This window comes from Microvirga arsenatis (genome assembly GCF_009910705.1).
GTDB lineage: Bacteria > Pseudomonadota > Alphaproteobacteria > Rhizobiales > Beijerinckiaceae > Microvirga > Microvirga arsenatis.
In genome coordinates this window covers 18666-34550 of the sequence record NZ_JAAAXJ010000016.1, presented here as the reverse complement: position 1 = coordinate 34550, position 15885 = coordinate 18666, and the positions used below count along the sequence as shown (strand labels likewise).

The 15885-nt window shown below is 67.1% G+C and carries 25 protein-coding genes; 6 read left to right on the top strand and 19 right to left on the bottom strand.

Annotation, left to right across the window (positions count from 1 at the left end; genetic code table 11):
- Positions 1-23: 23 nt before the first annotated feature.
- Together GR303_RS20010 and GR303_RS20005 are read right to left on the bottom strand one after the other, a co-directional pair.
- On the bottom strand, positions 24-785 hold the full coding sequence (locus tag GR303_RS20010) for a nucleotidyl transferase AbiEii/AbiGii toxin family protein (RefSeq protein WP_161725223.1): 762 nt from the start codon (positions 783-785) through the stop codon (positions 24-26).
- A gap of 59 nt (positions 786-844) precedes the next feature.
- Positions 845-1072, bottom strand: coding sequence for a hypothetical protein (locus GR303_RS20005; RefSeq protein WP_161725221.1), 228 nt, complete (start codon positions 1070-1072; stop codon positions 845-847).
- Positions 1073-1329: 257 nt separating this feature from the next.
- Between GR303_RS20005 and GR303_RS20000 the strand changes: the two genes are divergently transcribed.
- The 5 genes from GR303_RS20000 to arsH are packed head-to-tail and all read left to right on the top strand — an operon-like array spanning position 1330 to position 4459.
- Positions 1330-1686 (top strand): ArsR/SmtB family transcription factor, encoded by a 357-nt coding sequence (locus GR303_RS20000; protein WP_161725219.1) that lies wholly within the window; start codon positions 1330-1332, stop codon positions 1684-1686.
- Complete coding sequence (locus GR303_RS19995; RefSeq protein ID WP_161725218.1) at positions 1679-2221, top strand: arsenate reductase ArsC; 543 nt, start codon at positions 1679-1681, stop codon at positions 2219-2221. The genes GR303_RS20000 and GR303_RS19995 overlap by 8 nt, the downstream gene beginning before the upstream one ends.
- A 12-nt stretch (positions 2222-2233) precedes the next feature.
- The gene (gene arsC, locus GR303_RS19990) at positions 2234-2659 is read left to right on the top strand and encodes an arsenate reductase (glutaredoxin) (protein ID WP_161725217.1); all 426 of its coding nucleotides are present in this window, start codon (positions 2234-2236) and stop codon (positions 2657-2659) included.
- A gap of 11 nt (positions 2660-2670) precedes the next feature.
- Positions 2671-3750 carry an ACR3 family arsenite efflux transporter gene (gene arsB / locus GR303_RS19985; protein ID WP_161725215.1) on the top strand — a complete coding sequence of 360 codons (1080 nt, stop codon included), beginning with the start codon at positions 2671-2673 and terminating at the stop codon, positions 3748-3750.
- Complete coding sequence (gene arsH / locus GR303_RS19980) at positions 3743-4459, top strand: arsenical resistance protein ArsH (RefSeq protein WP_161725213.1); 717 nt, start codon at positions 3743-3745, stop codon at positions 4457-4459. Before arsB ends, arsH begins: the two co-directional genes overlap by 8 nt.
- A 44-nt stretch (positions 4460-4503) precedes the next feature.
- Here arsH and GR303_RS19975 read toward each other — a convergent pair whose 3' ends face one another.
- The 7 genes from GR303_RS19975 to GR303_RS19945 form a co-directional block, all read right to left on the bottom strand.
- Positions 4504-5862 (bottom strand): dihydrolipoyl dehydrogenase family protein, encoded by a 1359-nt coding sequence (locus GR303_RS19975; protein ID WP_161725212.1) that lies wholly within the window; start codon positions 5860-5862, stop codon positions 4504-4506.
- A 67-nt stretch (positions 5863-5929) separates the two neighbouring features.
- Entirely contained in the window at positions 5930-6334 is a 405-nt protein-coding gene (gene hisI, locus GR303_RS19970) for a phosphoribosyl-AMP cyclohydrolase (RefSeq protein WP_161725211.1), read from the bottom strand.
- Positions 6315-6659, bottom strand: a complete 345-nt coding sequence (locus GR303_RS19965; RefSeq protein WP_161725209.1) for a hypothetical protein — start codon at positions 6657-6659, stop codon at positions 6315-6317. The genes hisI and GR303_RS19965 overlap by 20 nt, the downstream gene beginning before the upstream one ends.
- Positions 6656-7444 carry an alkylmercury lyase family protein gene (locus GR303_RS19960; RefSeq protein ID WP_161725208.1) on the bottom strand — a complete coding sequence of 263 codons (789 nt, stop codon included), beginning with the start codon at positions 7442-7444 and terminating at the stop codon, positions 6656-6658. Before GR303_RS19960 ends, GR303_RS19965 begins: the two co-directional genes overlap by 4 nt.
- Positions 7445-7473: 29 nt before the next feature.
- A complete protein-coding gene (gene merA, locus GR303_RS19955; protein WP_161725206.1) occupies positions 7474-8907 on the bottom strand; it encodes a mercury(II) reductase in 1434 nt (477 codons plus the stop codon).
- 36 nt (positions 8908-8943) lie between these two features.
- Complete coding sequence (locus GR303_RS19950; protein ID WP_161725205.1) at positions 8944-9240, bottom strand: cation transporter; 297 nt, start codon at positions 9238-9240, stop codon at positions 8944-8946.
- An 11-nt stretch (positions 9241-9251) separates the two neighbouring features.
- On the bottom strand, positions 9252-9668 hold the full coding sequence (locus GR303_RS19945) for a mercuric transporter MerT family protein (protein ID WP_161725204.1): 417 nt from the start codon (positions 9666-9668) through the stop codon (positions 9252-9254).
- A gap of 71 nt (positions 9669-9739) precedes the next feature.
- Here GR303_RS19945 and GR303_RS19940 point away from each other — a divergent pair, with 71 nt between their 5' ends.
- Positions 9740-10177 (top strand): MerR family transcriptional regulator, encoded by a 438-nt coding sequence (locus GR303_RS19940; RefSeq protein WP_161725203.1) that lies wholly within the window; start codon positions 9740-9742, stop codon positions 10175-10177.
- Positions 10178-10224: 47 nt separating this feature from the next.
- Here GR303_RS19940 and GR303_RS19935 read toward each other — a convergent pair whose 3' ends face one another.
- The 10 genes from GR303_RS19935 to GR303_RS25230 form a co-directional block, all read right to left on the bottom strand.
- Entirely contained in the window at positions 10225-10698 is a 474-nt protein-coding gene (locus GR303_RS19935) for a c-type cytochrome (RefSeq protein WP_343038475.1), read from the bottom strand.
- Positions 10688-11128, bottom strand: a complete 441-nt coding sequence (locus tag GR303_RS19930) for a hypothetical protein (protein ID WP_201752157.1) — start codon at positions 11126-11128, stop codon at positions 10688-10690. Before GR303_RS19930 ends, GR303_RS19935 begins: the two co-directional genes overlap by 11 nt.
- 203 nt (positions 11129-11331) lie before the next feature.
- Complete coding sequence (locus GR303_RS19925; protein ID WP_161725201.1) at positions 11332-12216, bottom strand: F510_1955 family glycosylhydrolase; 885 nt, start codon at positions 12214-12216, stop codon at positions 11332-11334.
- A gap of 73 nt (positions 12217-12289) precedes the next feature.
- Positions 12290-12508, bottom strand: a complete 219-nt coding sequence (locus tag GR303_RS19920) for a hypothetical protein (RefSeq protein ID WP_161725200.1) — start codon at positions 12506-12508, stop codon at positions 12290-12292.
- 156 nt (positions 12509-12664) lie between these two features.
- Complete coding sequence (locus GR303_RS19915) at positions 12665-12973, bottom strand: hypothetical protein (RefSeq protein WP_161725199.1); 309 nt, start codon at positions 12971-12973, stop codon at positions 12665-12667.
- 53 nt (positions 12974-13026) lie between these two features.
- The gene (locus GR303_RS19910; RefSeq protein WP_161725197.1) at positions 13027-13338 is read right to left on the bottom strand and encodes a hypothetical protein; all 312 of its coding nucleotides are present in this window, start codon (positions 13336-13338) and stop codon (positions 13027-13029) included.
- Positions 13339-13916: 578 nt separating this feature from the next.
- Positions 13917-14561: an NrsF family protein gene (locus GR303_RS19905; RefSeq protein ID WP_161725196.1), complete on the bottom strand. Its 645-nt coding sequence runs from the start codon at positions 14559-14561 to the stop codon at positions 13917-13919.
- Positions 14558-15115, bottom strand: coding sequence for a sigma-70 family RNA polymerase sigma factor (locus GR303_RS19900; RefSeq protein ID WP_161725195.1), 558 nt, complete (start codon positions 15113-15115; stop codon positions 14558-14560). Before GR303_RS19900 ends, GR303_RS19905 begins: the two co-directional genes overlap by 4 nt.
- A 58-nt stretch (positions 15116-15173) precedes the next feature.
- Positions 15174-15746 carry a TlpA family protein disulfide reductase gene (locus GR303_RS19895; RefSeq protein ID WP_161725194.1) on the bottom strand — a complete coding sequence of 191 codons (573 nt, stop codon included), beginning with the start codon at positions 15744-15746 and terminating at the stop codon, positions 15174-15176.
- Positions 15743-15877 carry a hypothetical protein gene (locus GR303_RS25230; protein WP_262031996.1) on the bottom strand — a complete coding sequence of 45 codons (135 nt, stop codon included), beginning with the start codon at positions 15875-15877 and terminating at the stop codon, positions 15743-15745. Before GR303_RS25230 ends, GR303_RS19895 begins: the two co-directional genes overlap by 4 nt.
- Positions 15878-15885 lie beyond the last annotated feature (8 nt).

Below are 15885 nucleotides of genomic sequence, written 5' to 3'. Positions count from 1 at the left end.
CGGGCAAGCCGTGACCACTTGCGTCAGGGTTCGGGAAATCGCGTCTCCGCCGAAGTCGTCTCTTCCGTCACGAACGATCCGAAGGACATCTCCGGCCAGGCCGCGGTGGCTGCGCCATGGAGACGTGCGGCGGCCTGATGGACCGCGTCCAAGGACATCTCAAGCGTTTCCGCCGCCCGCCGAGCCTCCTCGGGGCTGGCGAGATAGCCCAGGACGGCTGCGATTTTTCGGGGAACGTCGGAGCCATAGGCCCTTTCCGCCTTCTGCACGGCCTCGGGTGGGATCGAACCGTTCGACAGGATGAGATAACCGAGATCGATGGCATCACGATAGGCAACGGACCGATCCGCACAGCGGTCTGCATTGGCCAGCAGCTTTTCGGTGAACTGATCCGCGACCGCAAGGATGGGAACCCCGAGCGCGGGGTCGATTGCCCCTTCGAGCGTGACGCGCCCCTCGCGAACGACCTCGAACTTGATGGGCTGGCCACGAAGCGAGAAGCGTCCGCGGATGCCGTACTGGTCGGCGATGAACGGCCTGACCGTCTCAACATCCGGACCGAAGAACGCCTGGGCGCCCCGCTCGAGGGCGGCGATGCGAAGCTCGCGGTACCCATCGGGATCGGCGCAAAGGAAGTCGACGTCCAAGGAGAGGCGGTATTCGCCGTTCTGGAGCACGATTGCCGTTCCGCCGCCGAAGTAGCACCGCGCCCGCTCGAGAAACGGGGCATCCATCGACCGGAGCGCCTCAGCGATCACGTTATGCTGGGGGCGTACGAAAGCCACGGCAACCTCCTCGCTGGCTCCTGGAAAGAAGTCGATCAGGTGTGGGAAGGTGCCGGAGTTCAGGAGGCCAGCAGGTAGCCGTTCCCGAACTCCTCGGCGAGTTCATGGATGAGTTCGGCTTCCCGCAGCGTCAGGTGGTCCTTGTCGACGTGCCGCCAATTGCGCTCGTACAGGGCAAGCGCCTCCTCCCCCGGAATCGGACGTTCCGGGTTGCGGTTCCAGGCGAGCATCGCAAGCTCGGGGAACTCGGCAGGCACGACGGCCTTATGGGCGTTCCTGACTGGCATACGCGAAATATAGTCCCTGCTTATGGTCATGTCCACGGGTGCGCCGAAAACCTGACATTCGACGAACGCACCCCGGCAGCCGGAGTTCCTCGGCTCAGGGCACGTCATCCTCTTCTGCCGCTCAGCATGCCCGTTGGTCGGGCGACCCGCAATGCCCGGCCCACTGCGATCCGAACGCGGGGACCGTTCGCCTGTTGCATGTGACGGACGCAGAGGCAGGCTTGCAAAGGGCCCAACGTGTCTATATATCTCGACATATGGAAGCACATGACGTACTCCTCGCCCTTGCGGCTTTGGCCCAGTCCACGCGCCTCGACGTGTTCCGGCTGCTGGTGAAACATGAGCCGGAGGGTCTCCCGGCGGGCGACATCGCCCGGGAGCTGGCGGTCCCGCATAACACCATGTCCTCGCACCTCGGCATCCTCTCCCGGGCGGCTCTCGTCCGCTCCGAGCGCCGGAGCCGCTCGATCATCTACCGCGCCGACCTCGACCGCCTGCGCGAGGTCGTGACTTTCCTGCTCAAGGATTGCTGCGGTGGCCATCCCGGCGTGTGCGCTCCGCTGATCGATGCCCTCGCTCCCTGCTGTGCCCCGAAGGAGGCCCTCGATGGCTGACCGTCCCTACAACGTGCTGTTCCTGTGCACGGGTAACACTGCCCGTTCCATCCTGGCCGAGGGCATCCTCCGCAAGGACGGTGCCGGCCGCTTCAACGCATTCTCGGCCGGCAGCCAGCTGAAGGGCACCGTCAATCCATTCGCCCTGAAGGTTCTCGACAGCCTCGGCTATCCCACGGACGGGTTCCGCTCGAAGAGCTGGGACGAGTTCGCGAAGCCGGATGCGCCCGTGATGGACTTCATCTTCACCGTCTGCGACAGCGCCTCGGGCGAGGCCTGCCCGGTGTGGCCCGGCCATCCGGCTTCCGCCCACTGGGGCATCGAGGACCCCGCGGCAGTTCAGGGACCGGACATCGAGAAGGAACGCGCCTTCGTCCAGGCCGCCAAGTACCTCAAGAACCGGATCTCCGCCTTCCTGGCTCTGCCGATGGCAAGTCTCGACCAGGTTGCGCTGACCCATCACCTGCGGGAGATCGGCCGCCTCGAGGGCGCCACCTCCGAGGCCGTTCTCCCCTTCGACCGCCGCTCGGCCTGAGAGATCCCTCCCATGGATGTCGTCATCTACCACAACCCAGACTGCGGCACGTCCCGCAACACGCTGGCCATGACCCGCAATGCCGGCATCGAGCCGCACGTCATCGAGTATCTGAAGACGCCACCGACGCGGCTCCAGCTGCGCCAGCTCATCGACCGGATGGGTGTTCCGGTCCGCGCCATCATCCGCGAGAAGGGCACCCCCTACCATGAGTTCGGCCTCGATGATCCGGACCTGACCGACGACCAGCTTCTCGATGCGATGATGGCCCACCCGATCCTGATCAACCGCCCCATCGTGGTCACCCCCAAAGGCGTGCGCCTCTGCCGTCCATCCGAGGCGGTCCTCGACCTCCTGCCGCCGCAGATCGGCGAGTTCCGCAAGGAAGATGGCGGGATCGTCGTCGACGCCTCCGGACACCGCGCGGCCACCACCTGAAGGATTCTCGCATGTCCATCTTCGAACGCTACCTGACTCTCTGGGTCGCCCTGTGCATTGTCGCCGGCATTGCCCTTGGCCATCTCCTCCCCGGCTTTTTCCAGGCCGTGGGTGCGCTGGAGGTCGCCAAGGTCAACCTGCCCGTTGCGGCCCTGATCTGGCTCATGATCATCCCGATGCTGATCAAGATCGACTTCGCCTCGCTCGGGCGGGTGCACGAGCACTGGCGCGGCATCGGCGTGACCCTGTTCATCAACTGGGCCGTGAAGCCGTTCTCGATGGCGGCGCTCGGCTGGCTGTTCATTGGATACCTGTTCAAGCCCTACCTGCCCGCCGACCAGATCAACTCCTATATCGCCGGCCTGATCATCCTGGCGGCCGCGCCCTGCACGGCAATGGTGTTCGTGTGGAGCCATCTCACCAAGGGTGAGCCGCACTTTACCCTGTCGCAGGTGGCGCTCAACGACGTGATCATGGTGGTGGCCTTCGCACCCATCGTCGGCCTGCTGCTCGGGCTGTCCGCGATCACGGTGCCATGGGACACGCTCCTGCTCTCGGTGGTGCTCTACATCGTCATCCCCGTGGTGCTGGCCCAGTTCCTGCGCTCGCGCCTGTTAGCAAGCGGTGGCGAGGCGTCCCTGACTGGATTGCTCCGCGTCTTGCAGCCGCTGTCGCTGGTGTCCCTGCTCGCCACGCTCGTGTTGCTGTTCGGCTTCCAGGGCGAGCAGATTCTGGCGCAACCGCTCATCATCGCCATGCTGGCGGTGCCGATCCTGATCCAGGTCTACTTCAACTCGGGGCTGGCCTACCTGCTCAACCGGGTCGCCGGGGAGCAGCACTGCGTTGCCGGCCCCTCCGCCCTGATCGGCGCATCCAACTTCTTCGAGCTGGCGGTGGCAGCGGCCATCAGCCTGTTCGGCTTCAACTCCGGAGCGGCGCTGGCGACCGTCGTCGGCGTGCTGATCGAGGTGCCCGTGATGCTGTCCGTCGTCTGGATCGTGAACCGCAGCCAGGGCTGGTACGAGCGCGGTGCCGTGCGTCACAGGCTGCCTGCGGCTGGCCCCAAGCGGGGAGTCCAGCCCGGTGAGTGATCTTCCCAACATCGACTTCTCGGTCCTCGACGTACCCGACCACGGCAGGCTGGAGCCGGCGAAGCTGTCCACGCACCCTCCCCGCATCCTCCTGCTCTACGGTTCCCTGCGGGAGCGCTCGTACAGCCGTTTCCTCACCCTCGAGGCGGAGCGCCTGCTCCGGCACTTTGCCGCCGAGACCCGCGTGTTCGACCCGCATGGGTTGCCGCTGCCGGACGCGACTGCCAGCGACCATCCCAAGGTGCAGGAACTGCGGGAGCTGTCGCTCTGGTCCGAGGGACAGGTCTGGTGCAGCCCGGAGCGGCACGGGGCGATGAGCGCGGTGATGAAGGCGCAGATCGACTGGATCCCGCTCGCGACGGGTTCGGTGCGGCCGACGCAGGGGCGCACGCTGGCTTTGATGCAGGTCTGCGGCGGCTCCCAATCCTTCAACGCCGTCAACCAACTGCGGGTGCTCGGGCGCTGGATGCGGATGGTGACGATCCCGAACCAGTCCTCGGTAGCCAAGGCGTTCCAGGAATTCGACGAGGCCGGGCGGATGAAGCCCTCCTCCTACTACGACAGGGTCGTGGACGTGATTGAAGAATTGGTGAAGTTCACGCTCCTGACCCGCGACCGCTCCGACTATCTCACCGACCGCTACAGCGAGCGCAAGGAGATAGCCGAGAAGGAAGCCAAGCGCCTCGCGGCAGAAGCCATGAGCCACTAGGTCAAGGCCGCCGAGTAGCCGGCCGATGCTTCCGGGCGATGGATCTACAGCATGTAGCCGATGTCGGATGCCCCGGTCGGGTATGCGAACATCGTCATCTTCAGGTCCTCGGCGGTGAGCCCGTGACGGATTGCAAGGCCGAAGAGGTTGATGACCTCGTCGACGTGAGGCCCCACGAGATGGGCTCCAATGATGAGGTCCGTCTCGTCATCGACCAGCACCTTGAAGCCGTAGACTCTCTCGGCGACCCGCCGCGCCGTGTACCAGTTCGGCACGAGTTGGCTCTGCATGCGGAACTTCAGGCCCTTCTCGCGTGCCTCCCGCTCGCTCAATCCGACGCTGGTGATCGGCGGGATCGTGAACGCAACGCTCGGAACACCGCGGTAGTCCGGCCGATGCCGGTTGCCGTCGAGGAGGTTGCGCACGACGACCTTTGCATCGTGGCTGGACACAGGGGTGAGCGGCGGCCCCATTCGGGCGGCATCGCCGGCGGCATAGACGGCCGGATTGGAGATGCTCTGGAGGAATTCGTTGAGCTTTAGGTGCCCGTTCCCATCGCGTTCGACGCTCGCCGCCTGAAGGTCGAGAGAGTCGAGATCCGGAATGCGCCCGGCGGCATGAACCACCAGGTCGGCCTCGACCGTCACGGGCTGGCCCCCGTCCGCCCGCGCCCGGACCAGGAAGCCTCGGTCGGTCTTCTCCACGCCCTCGACCGAGGTCCGGGTGCGCACGTCGATGCCGATCTCCCGGAACTTCTCCATCAGCCAACCAACGAGGTCGGCGTCGAAGTGGGGCAGCATGTGTCCGCCACGCTGGAGGATCGTGACCTTCGCGCCGGCGCGGGCGGCAATGTGCGAGAACTCGGCGGCGATGTATCCGCCGCCGACCAGGACGATGCGCTCCGGCAGCTCCTCCAGTTCGAGGAATTCCGCGTTGGTAATGAGGAACTCCTCGCCCGGGAAGCCGAGCGGCGCCGGCCGCGCTCCGGCGGCAATCAGGATGTGCTGCGCTTCGAGCCGGTCCCCGCCATCCAGCTCGATCGCGTTCGGGCCGACGAAGCGGGCCTGGGCGTGGTACGCATCGATGCCGTGGTCGGCATAACGCCGTTCCTGCTTTCCCGGGACCGGGCCGGTGAAGGTCCGCTTGAAGGCGATGAGGTCGCGCCAAAGAATTTGGGCATCCTCGGCCACCACCCCGCGTCCGGTCATGCGCCGCACGTCGTCGATCACCTGCGCGCCCGTCACCAGCATCTTCTTGGGGTCGCAGCCGCGCAGCGCGCAGGTGCCGCCGAACGGGCGGTAGTCGGCCACCGCGACCTTCCGGCCGGCGGAGGCCATCCGGTGGCTGGCCACCATCGCGGCGGTTCCCGATCCGATGACAACGAGGTCGTAGTTCTTGGTCATGGGGCTCTCCCGGTCGCGTGTGACGGTTGCATGGCTTTGCGCCGACCCGGCGCCAGCCCGAGATTCCTCAAGAATGCGGAGGGAGCTGCGGGTTCGCCCGGCGGAGAACTGGCCCCTCCGGTCCGTTCACGACCATGCGGTAGAAGCAGCTTGTCCGTCCGGTGTGGCAACAGCCGCCATCGCCGTCGACCCGGACCTTGAGCCAAACGGTGTCCTGGTCGCAGTCGACCCGCAGCTCCTGGACATGCTGGATCTGGCCGCTGGTCGCGCCCTTGTGCCAGAGCTCCCGGCGGGACCGGCTCCAGTACCAGGCCTCGCCGGTCGCGATGGTCCGCGCCAGCGCCTCCGCGTTCATCCACGCCAGCATCAGGACCTCCCCCGTCACCACGTCCGTAGCGACTGCCGGGACAAGGCCATCCCCGTTGAACGCCACCGCCAGGACGGAGCCCTCCTCAACGTCTCGCTTCGACATCCTGCCTCCTGATCCCGACTTTCACCACAACCCGGTCGGGAAACTGCAAGGCACGGGATTCCGTCGTGCAACATGGGCTGCCCGGCAATTCGCGCGAGGTACCCGGAGAGGCGGCGGAAGCAGCCTTTCTCTGGTGCATCCGCCAGGACACCAGCAGAGCCGTGGTTGCGGCAAAGCTGACAACGCCCAGGCTAACGGATCCGCTGAGCCACCCAAGCAGGCCTCCGACCGAGCCGACAACCGCAGCCGGCCCGAGGCAGCACATGGCGTAGAGGGGAAGCACGACGACGAAGGTGACAAGCATCGCGACCAGTTTGTCATTCACGGCAGATCCTCCGACCCGTCGTCTTGCCTTGCGGCGGCGAGGACAGGCCCAAAGATCGCGCGGCCGACCTCCAGGGCCTCGTTCATGTTCAGGCGGGCTCCCGTGCGCGGGCCTGCCTGGCTGCCGAGCCAGCGTTGCAGGTGCCCGTCGGAGCAGAAGAACGCGATGGCCGGACAGCACGATGAGGCCGCGTTGTCGGTGTACGCAAAGTCGTACCAGACGACCGCCTCGGGATGGGACACGCTCCGCAGCGCCTGGCCTACATCGGCGGTCGTGACGCGGATCGTCTCGCCGCAGGAACGGCATTGCGACTCGACGGTGACATCGGTGCCGTACATCGCGGCGACTCCGAGGGCGTCGATGGCGCACAGGGCATTCAGGACATGGCCGTCGAGCTCGACCCGATGCCCGGTCGCCCGCTCCGTAAAGGGATAGGCCAGCCAGATGGTCTCCGCCCCGGCATCGAGACCAACGAGATCCCGCAGTTGCAGCTTGCGCAGGAGCGCGCCGACGCGGCCTCCGTCGATCCCCGTCGCGACGGCGATTTCGTCGACGTTTGGAGGCCGCCCCTTGGCCGCGTAGAGCCGCAGGACGGTCCGCCAGACGATGTCCTCGCTCGCTTCGAGCGCGTGCGACCACTTGTCGAGCAGGCCCGAACGGGCCGTCACGCGTCCGGCGAGGGCCTGTAGGACAGCCGGCGTCGTCGCGGCCGACCAGTCCGGGCGCAACACGCCCGGCCTGATCTCCGCTGCACGCTCCCGTGCGGGGTTCACGGTGATGGTCATGGCTCAATCCTCCATGGAGCTGGCCGGCGCTATCCTGCGCAGCAGGACAGCTTCTTGACGTCCTTGTCGAAGGTCTGGGCGGCGAGCTTGAGCCCTTCGACGGTGGTCAGGTACGGGAAGATCGCCTCCGCGAGATCATCAATCGTGAGCCCGCCGCGGATCGTCATGGCCGCCGTCTGGATGCTGTCCGCACCTTCGGGCGCCAGGATGTGGGCCCCGAGCAGCTTGCGGGTGCCCCGGTCCGCCACGAGCTTGATCAAGCCCCGCGTGTCGCGGGCGGCCAGCGCCCGGGGCACGTTGTCGAGCGACAGTACCGAGGTCCGCACGTCATGGCCGGCGGCGCGGGCCTGCGCCTCGGTCAGGCCCACGCTCCCGACCTGCGGGTCGGTGAAGACCACCGCGGGCATCGCCGAGTTGTCGTAGCGTAGGCTGTTGCCATTGAGCGCGTTCTTGGCCGCGAGCTTCGCGCCGTAGGCCGCCATGTAGACGAACTGGTCTTTACCCGTGACATCACCGGCCGCGTAGACGCCGGCCTTGCTGGTGCGCATGCGGTCGTCGACGAGAATGGCCCCCGTAGGGGTCTGGGCAACGCCCGCCTCTGCCAGTCCGAGGCCTTCGGTATTGGGCGCGCGTCCGGTCGCGACCAGGATGCGCTCGGCGGTGATCGTCTGCGGACGTCCGTCCCTGACGACGATGAGCGCGACCCCGTCCTCCGTCCTGCGAACTGAGTCGTAGGTCAGGCCGCCCATGACCGTTATGCCCTCGTTTGCCAGGTAGCCGGCAAGGGCCGTCCCGATCTCGGGCTCGGCCTCGGGCAGAAGGCGGCTGCGGAAGACCAGCGTTACTTCCACTCCGGCACGGGCGAAGGTCTGCGCGAGCTCGGCTCCGATATAGCCGCCGCCGACCACGATCATCGAGCGGGGCAGCTCGGTCAGGGACAGCGCCGCCGTGCTGTCGAGCGCGGACACGTCGGCCATGCCCGGGATGGCCGGCAGGGCCGGCCGCGTCCCGGTCGCGATGATGATGCGGTCGGAGACGAGGCGCTTGCCGCCGGCCTCCACGCCGCCCTCGATGAGCCGGGCCTGGCCCTTATGGTAGGCGACGTTGTTGTAGGCCGGCAGGAGGTCGGCGTACTTGGCCTGGCGCAGACTCGCGACGAGGTCGTCCTTCTGGGCGACCAGGGCTTGCCAGTCGGCGACCCGCGCGGTTCCGTCGATCCCGGCAAAGCGCGAGGCCGCCTTGGCGTGGTGCACCGCCTCCGTGGCCCGCATCAGGGCCTTGGAGGGCACGCAGCCGACGTTGACGCAGGTGCCTCCCATCGTGCCGTGGCCGACGAGGGCGACCTGCGCTCCCTGCTCGGCAGCCGTGATGGCGGCGGAAAACCCGGCCGACCCGGCCCCAACCACTACCAGATCGTAGTGGTCGTTGCCGTTCTTCGCGCCTGTGGCGCAGCAGTCACTCATGATCTCAACTTTCGTGTGTTTCGGTCGGGACGTGGTTCACGAAGAGCCTTTCACGGTCGAGGGAAAACCGGCATTGGTCGTTGCCTGGGTCAGCGCCTCGGGCGTGACCTTTTCATCGTCAAAGGTGACGGTCGCCGTCGCCATGCCGTCAGCTTCAACGACTGTGACCTGGCTGACGCCCGGAACGCGGGAGAGCGCCTTCTTCACAATCGGGGCGCAGCTCACGCAGCTCACGTTCTCAACCTCAAGCGTGACGGTCCGTGGCGCGGCTATGGCTCCACCCGCGAGCATCAGGGCGGAGGCGGTCAGGGCGATACGAAACAGGGTCTTCATCTCAGGTCTCCTCACAGGTTGATCAACAGCGGGGCGGTGTAGGGGAAGGTGACGGCCGCCAGGACGAGCACGGCAGCCATCCAGAGGCCGATTTTCGCGATGCGGCTCGATCCCGGCCGCGCACAGGAGCTTCCCGGCGCACAGGCAGCCTTGGGCTGACGATAGATCCGCCAGAAGCCAAACGTCAGGAAGGCCACCGCCACGGCCACGAAGGCAGGCTGGTAGGGCGCCAGCGCGGTCAGGTTGCCAATCCATGCTCCACCCACCCCGAAACCAAAGAGCGCGAGTGGCAGGACGCAGCAGGACGAGGCTCCGAGCGCGGCCAGAAGGCCTCCCACCGCCAGCAGACCTTGGCTGTCACGGGGAGCGCTCTCGCTCGCTGGCCGGCTCTCCAGGTCACGTGCCTCTGCACGGGTCAATGAACGCATCAAACAATCTCCTTTACGTCGATGGAGCCACCGTGCATCCTGTAGTGACTACAGGAGCAAGAGGATTTTTGATGGAGGCGATCACGCATTCGCGAGGTGACACGTTCCCCATCGGCGAGCTGTCACGGCTCACAGGGGTGAACATCGAGACCATCCGCTACTACGAGAGGATCGGGATGCTGCCCGCGCCACCCCGAAGTGAGGGGGGCCGAAGGGTCTATGATCACCACCATACACGTGTACTGGCCTTCATCCGACGCGGCCGCGAGCTCGGGTTCACGCTGGACGAGATCAAGGCGCTTCTGGCGCTGGGCGGGCCGGAGCGGGCCCCGTGCGGCGACGTTCGTGAGATTGCCGCAAGACACTTGGACGATATCCGCGCGAAGATCGCCGACCTCAGGAAACTTGAGCGGCTGCTCGGGCAGACCATTGACCGGTGCGAGGGCGGCACCGCCCCCGAGTGCCCGGTGCTCGACATCCTCTCGCCCGAGCCGAGGCGCCGTGCATAATTCCTCGCCTTTCTCCCTTGTGGCGGCGGGCCTCTACGATGCCGCCATTACTTCTGGCGAGCGGCGTCCGCCCGGCTGCGTTCGTCCTGGTAGCGGCGAGCCCGCTCCGGCCATGTGCTCCGGATGTAGGCAAGCACCGCCTCGATCTCCTGGTCGGCCAGCGTGCCCTCGAACGCCGGCATGTCGCTTTCGTGCCCTGGCACAACCGCTCCCATGCCCTTCTTGGTGATCAGGAAGAGCTCGCGGTCGCTGTGATGCCAGGTGTGCCCGCTCTCGTCGTGGGGAGGTGCCGGCAGGCGGCCGTTCACCTTCGGTGTCTGCCAGTCCGGCTGGCCTTCGAGCTTCAGGCCATGGCAGGAGGCGCAGTGGGCGTCGTAGAGCTGCCGACCACGGGCCACCCTCGGGTCCGCGGCCCAGAGACGAAGACCAAACCAAGCCGTCGCGGCTCCTGCGACGGTGACGGCACCCACCGCGAGCCAGAACCGGTGGGGGCGCAGCCTGGCCGTCCTGTCAGACCGCACGGAGAGGCTCGACAGGGTGGCGTTGATTCCCGGACCGGGCGGCCCATGCGAAGGCGGCGAGCGGGACGACGATCCACTGCAGCAGCGGGGACAGCCCGACGTGGAAGCCGAACACCGGGAACACGGGCATTAGGTCGGAATAGGCCCACGCCGCCCGGACCACGATGTTGAGCCACTCGCTGAAGGTCGTATAGCCAAGCCCAAAGGCAACGGTCAGCGCAGCCACGGTGCGAAACCGCTCGGCCGGCCAGGCGCCGGTGCCGACGGTCAGCAAGGCGATGGTCAGACTGGAAAGGGCAATGAGGATGTCCCCGCCCGTGCAATGGACGGCCGCAAACACGATTTCAGCCCAGGATCCGGTCGTCCAGAGCGTGTAGAGCGGCATGTGGGCGAATTCCCAAGCGAGATTGCCCAGGGCTACGACAATCAAGTAACAGCGCAGTGCCGCGTGCCAGGATCGGGCGATCCCAGAAGGGCGGCCCGGGGCCGTGTGGGTTGCGCCGGTGGTCAATTCGCCTCCTCGGATTGTTGGTGCCCGTTCTCCAAAGCCCGTGCCGAGACAGCCCCGCCGGAGCACCGGCTCCTCGGGATGAGGGCGCGTTGCGCCTTGGGATGGTCTGCGCCCGGAGCCATCTAAGAGCCACCGGCTCCCATCTCAGACCATGTCTGTCCCCGGTCCGTGCTGGTGAGCACGCGGCCGCGCGCCGTTGCGACGAAGAGGCGAGCCGGATTGGCGGGATCTCCCGTAAGATGCAGAGGAACGCCCCCGCCAAAGTCGTCGCCGACGGTTGCGAACACCAGCGACTCGGCGTCGGAGCGCAGGAGGCCACGCCCGACGACGTATGCGTAGAGCGAACCGTCCGGGGTCACCTCAACCAGGCTCACGGGCGCCCCGGCGAGGACGGTCGTCCAGCCCTTGCCGCCGTCACTGCTCACAAGGAGGCCATTCTCCGTGGCGGCGTAGAGCGTGTCGGATGTCTTGGCGGAAGCGGCGAGGTCGATCAGCTTGTCCGGGGTGGGGCCCACGACCGTCCAGGTCCTGCCGGCGTCCCGGCTCACCTGGAGCCCGCCATACGCGCCATAGATCGTCGCGGGGTCCGCGCTGCTCACGCTCATCTGGTGGAAGTCGACGGGTCCCTTCACACCCGGCGAGACCTGCCGCCAGGTGGCACCGCCGTCAGTGGAGGCGATGAAACCCAGGTTGCCTCCGCGAGCGGGGTGCCCGCTCGCGAACAGCGTCTTCGGGTCTGTCGGATGCGGGGTGAACCCCATGAAGTCCTGGACCTCCGAAATCCGCTCCGCGCGTCCGTCCGGGCCAGCCCGGAAAAGGCCGTGATGGGTCGCGATCAGGAGCCGCGACGGGTCCTGACGGTCCACGGCAAGCCCGTGGATATGCGTCTGGCGCGGCAACTCCGCCACGCGCACGGTCTCCGATGCCTTCGACGAAGTCGCGCCGATGACCGCCAACGGGCCGATCACGGCAAGGGCGAGCCAACAGGGTCCTCGTGAAGATCTCATCGCAGCGCTCTTTCATTTCTGATGGGCCCGGCCGGCGCGACACCGCTCCGCCAGGGCCCGTGATCGGCTAGGGTCAGTGTCGGCTCGGGGGAGCGGTGTCGGCGTCCTCCGCCCCCAAGGCTGGTTCCAGGATCGAACGGCAGGCGCGACGGATCGCGGGTCCCTCGAACTCCGGATCGAGCGCCTCAAGGGCGTAAAGCAGATGGTCTGCCACGTCCAAGCGCTTGTCCGCGACAGCCTGCTCGAAGGCCAGGAACACCTGGCGCTCAAGTGCATCGAAACTGCGGGGCATGATGGTACTCCTTTGGCTTGCTGCCGCCTCGCAGGGGGCGGCGACCGATCCTTCTCCGTCCACGGAAGACGGATTTCGCCGGCCTCCGGCCCTGCCTGTGATGGGGGATGCGGCCGCCGCAGGGGGAGGTCATGACGCGGCGGCCCGTCGCGCCGCCTACCCCTTCTGTTCGGGGGTGGCCGGCGGGGTCTCGCGCGACGGATTCTGATTGTTCATCGACTGCATCATGCGATTGCAGTCCTCCATCATTTTCATCATGCCGGCCATACCGCCCATGTCACCGCCGCTCATGTTGCCACCCATGTTCCCCATGCCGCCCATGTTCCCCATGCCACCCATGTTGCCCATGCCCTGGCCTTGCGATGCGCCTGGGGCGGGGGCACCCTGGGCGTGGAGCGCCGGAGCCATTGCCACGGTCGCACCGAGCGCGGCGAGGGCGAGAGTTGTCTTTGTGAAGGTGTTCATGTCTGCATCTCCTTGGATGTCGTAGTGTATGTCGTGAGTAGGTTCAGTTGCGGTCAGGCCGGTTCCGCGCCCCCTTGGCCAGCGTTGGCCGCCCGCACCGGGACTGCGCCATTGCTCTCGCTCTTGCAGGCGTTGCCGCCCTTCATGCACAGGCCGAGCGCGCACATGGCCGCGCACGGCGCCAGGGCCAACAGCAACGGCGCAATACCCGCGGCCACGAGCCAGCCCCAGTTCAATGCGGCGCCGCCGACCAGCAGGATCGCCGCCAGGGCAAGCCAGGTACGCCGCCCGCCCCGTCCAAGACGGCTGAATGGCTGCGGCAGGCGGCTCGACTTCGTCACGACGGAACCGTTGCTTGCGTTCATGTGGAGACCTCCGCTGCTGTGCTCCATGCACTTCTGACCATAAGTTCGGAGGCAGCCGCGGATCGGTTACATGCTCACGCGGTCGTGAAGGGCCGGTCCCGGCATCGTCAAGGCATCTGCGCCCCGGATATGTCGGCTAAGCTTTGGTCCTGTGATGCTCCTGCGGCTGCAGGCGATCTTGAGGGCGTGAAAACGGAGTGCGCACGGTCCAGGAAAGCCCGCGAGGATGGGTCCGGACGCGTGCCGGGGCCGATGCCTTGAAATGACAGCACCATGAACACGGCCATTCCCCCCAGCATCAGCCAGACGAGCCTGCGCAAGGCACGCACGCCGGCCTTGGCTTAGCTCGACCGGATGCGCCGCCTCGGACGCCGGCCCTTGTGCCAGATGGTGTCGGACCGTCGCGACCGAACCGCAGATTGTCGTGCCATGGAGCCCTCCGGCCCAACGCTTTGCATCAGGGCTCCCGTGCCCAGCCGGACGTTGCGTATTCGTCATCAGGACTTCACACAATTGGGCCGGCGGGTTACAGGTCTACTGACCACCCCGACGGCGCAGTTGGCCGCGGGTGTCTCCGGTCACCAGCGCAGCAGACGCGGACCGAGCAGCGCCCCGGCCACTGTGCACAGGATGATGGTGCCGCCATACCAGAGCGCGATGAACGGCAGGGAGTCGTCCATGCAGTGCAGCGCATAGCCCATCGCGCTCACACCGCCGGCGGCCAGGCCGGCGAAGGCACCGGTCCGCGCCAGGTCCGTGGGCGCCGCGAGCCGGCGCACGGTCCAGACAATCACCGCAAAGGGCACGATGGCGATGATTGGGATCGACACAAGGCACTCTAGCCACATGTCGCCCACGATCATCGCCTCCCAATGGGTGCTCGGTGCATAGGCGAGGCTCAGGCCCGCGAGCAGCACGATGGCGGCGAACGGCAGCAGCGCCAGGACGGGACGGGTCCTGCGCTCTCCGCCCGGGCGGGCGAGGCGCGTCAGCAGCAGCGACGCCACCAGGACGACGCCTGCCGAGAAGGCGAGCTTCAGGCCGAGAAAGGCCAGGGCGCCGGGCTCGTGCAGGTCCGGACGGACCCCGAGCGTCAGCAGGGCCGCAACGAGCGCCCCACCGGTCCCGAGCGCCACCGCGAGGCCGAGGCTGCGCCTGAGCTGGCCGCGGTCCACCGGCTCGACGTTCGTGCTGAGCATGTTGATCAGGTCGTCGGTCTTCATGTGGTCCTTCCCTGGGCGATTGCCGCCGCCATGGCCTTGAGGCCCCGATGCACGCTCACCTTGACCGCCGATTCCGACATGCCGCAACGAGCGGCGGTCTCGGCGACGCTCAGGCCATCGATCTTAACGTGCCGGATCGCGCGCCGCATCTTCTCGGGCAGCCGCGCGAGCAGGCGGTCGAGGTCGAGGGCGCTCTCCGCCCCAGCATGGTCGTCCTGCGCCTCGAAGTCGGCGGCATCCTCGATGGGCCCATCCGCCATGGAGGCCTTCGTGTGGCGCAGGTGGTCGATGAGCTTGTAGCGCGCGATGGCATGCACCCACGGGGTGAAGAGCTCGCCCGGGTCGTAGGTGTGCCGCCGGGTATGGATCGCCATCAGCGCATCCTGCACCAGATCCTCCGCCTCGTCGGCGCTCCGCCCGATCCGCGCGAGCTTGTTCTTATAGTAAGCCCGCAGGTGGCGACTGAGCCTGTCCAGGAGCACGCGGTGGGCCGCCGCATCGCCGTTCAGACCAGCCGTCATGAGCGCCCGCAGCTCGGCTTCGTTCGCAATCATGAGCGTTCACCCCTTAGTTCGTGCCACATGGGTGTTCGGTTACACCGCCGCGCATCCATCAATGCACGGCGCCCGCGCGGGATCGGTGGCGTTCTCGTGGCGCCCCTCCATCCGAAGCGGGACCTATGCGTTCACGCAGGATCTGGACCATCTCGGGCGCATCCCAGATCGTCGGTCCGATCAGCCGGCCGATCTCCCGCCCCTCCCGGTCGAGCAGGAGCGTGGTCGGCAGGCCGACCGCGTTGAGGTCGCGCAGGGCCCGCCCCGACGCGTCGAGATAGACCGCGATGCGGCCGACCCCGGTCTCGCCGTAGAACCGGCGCACCGGCCCCGCCCCGGCACGGTCGACGGACAGGGCGACCACCTCGAAACCCGGGCCGCCAAGCATCGCCTGCAGGCGGTCCAGCGCCGGCATCTCCTGGCGGCACGGCGGGCACCAGGTCGCCCACACGTTCAGAAGCACGACCTTGCCGCGGAAGTCCGCAAGGGTCCGCGTGCCCCCCTCGCCGTCGACGAAGCGCAAATCGGGCACGGGGCGCGGCTCGCGATGGAGAACGAAGGAGGCGGGCCGCTCCGTCGCGGCGGCAGGCGCCGCCGCGAGGACGAGGAGGGCGAGGAAAAACGATATCATCGCCCGCTCCCGACGATGACCTTGACCAGTGCGATGATCGCGAGGACCAGTGCGACGCCAAGCAGGAGCCCGACGAGGCCCATGCCCTCCATCATCCAGCCCATCGGGCCGCTCATCATGTCATGCATCATGGTTCGCT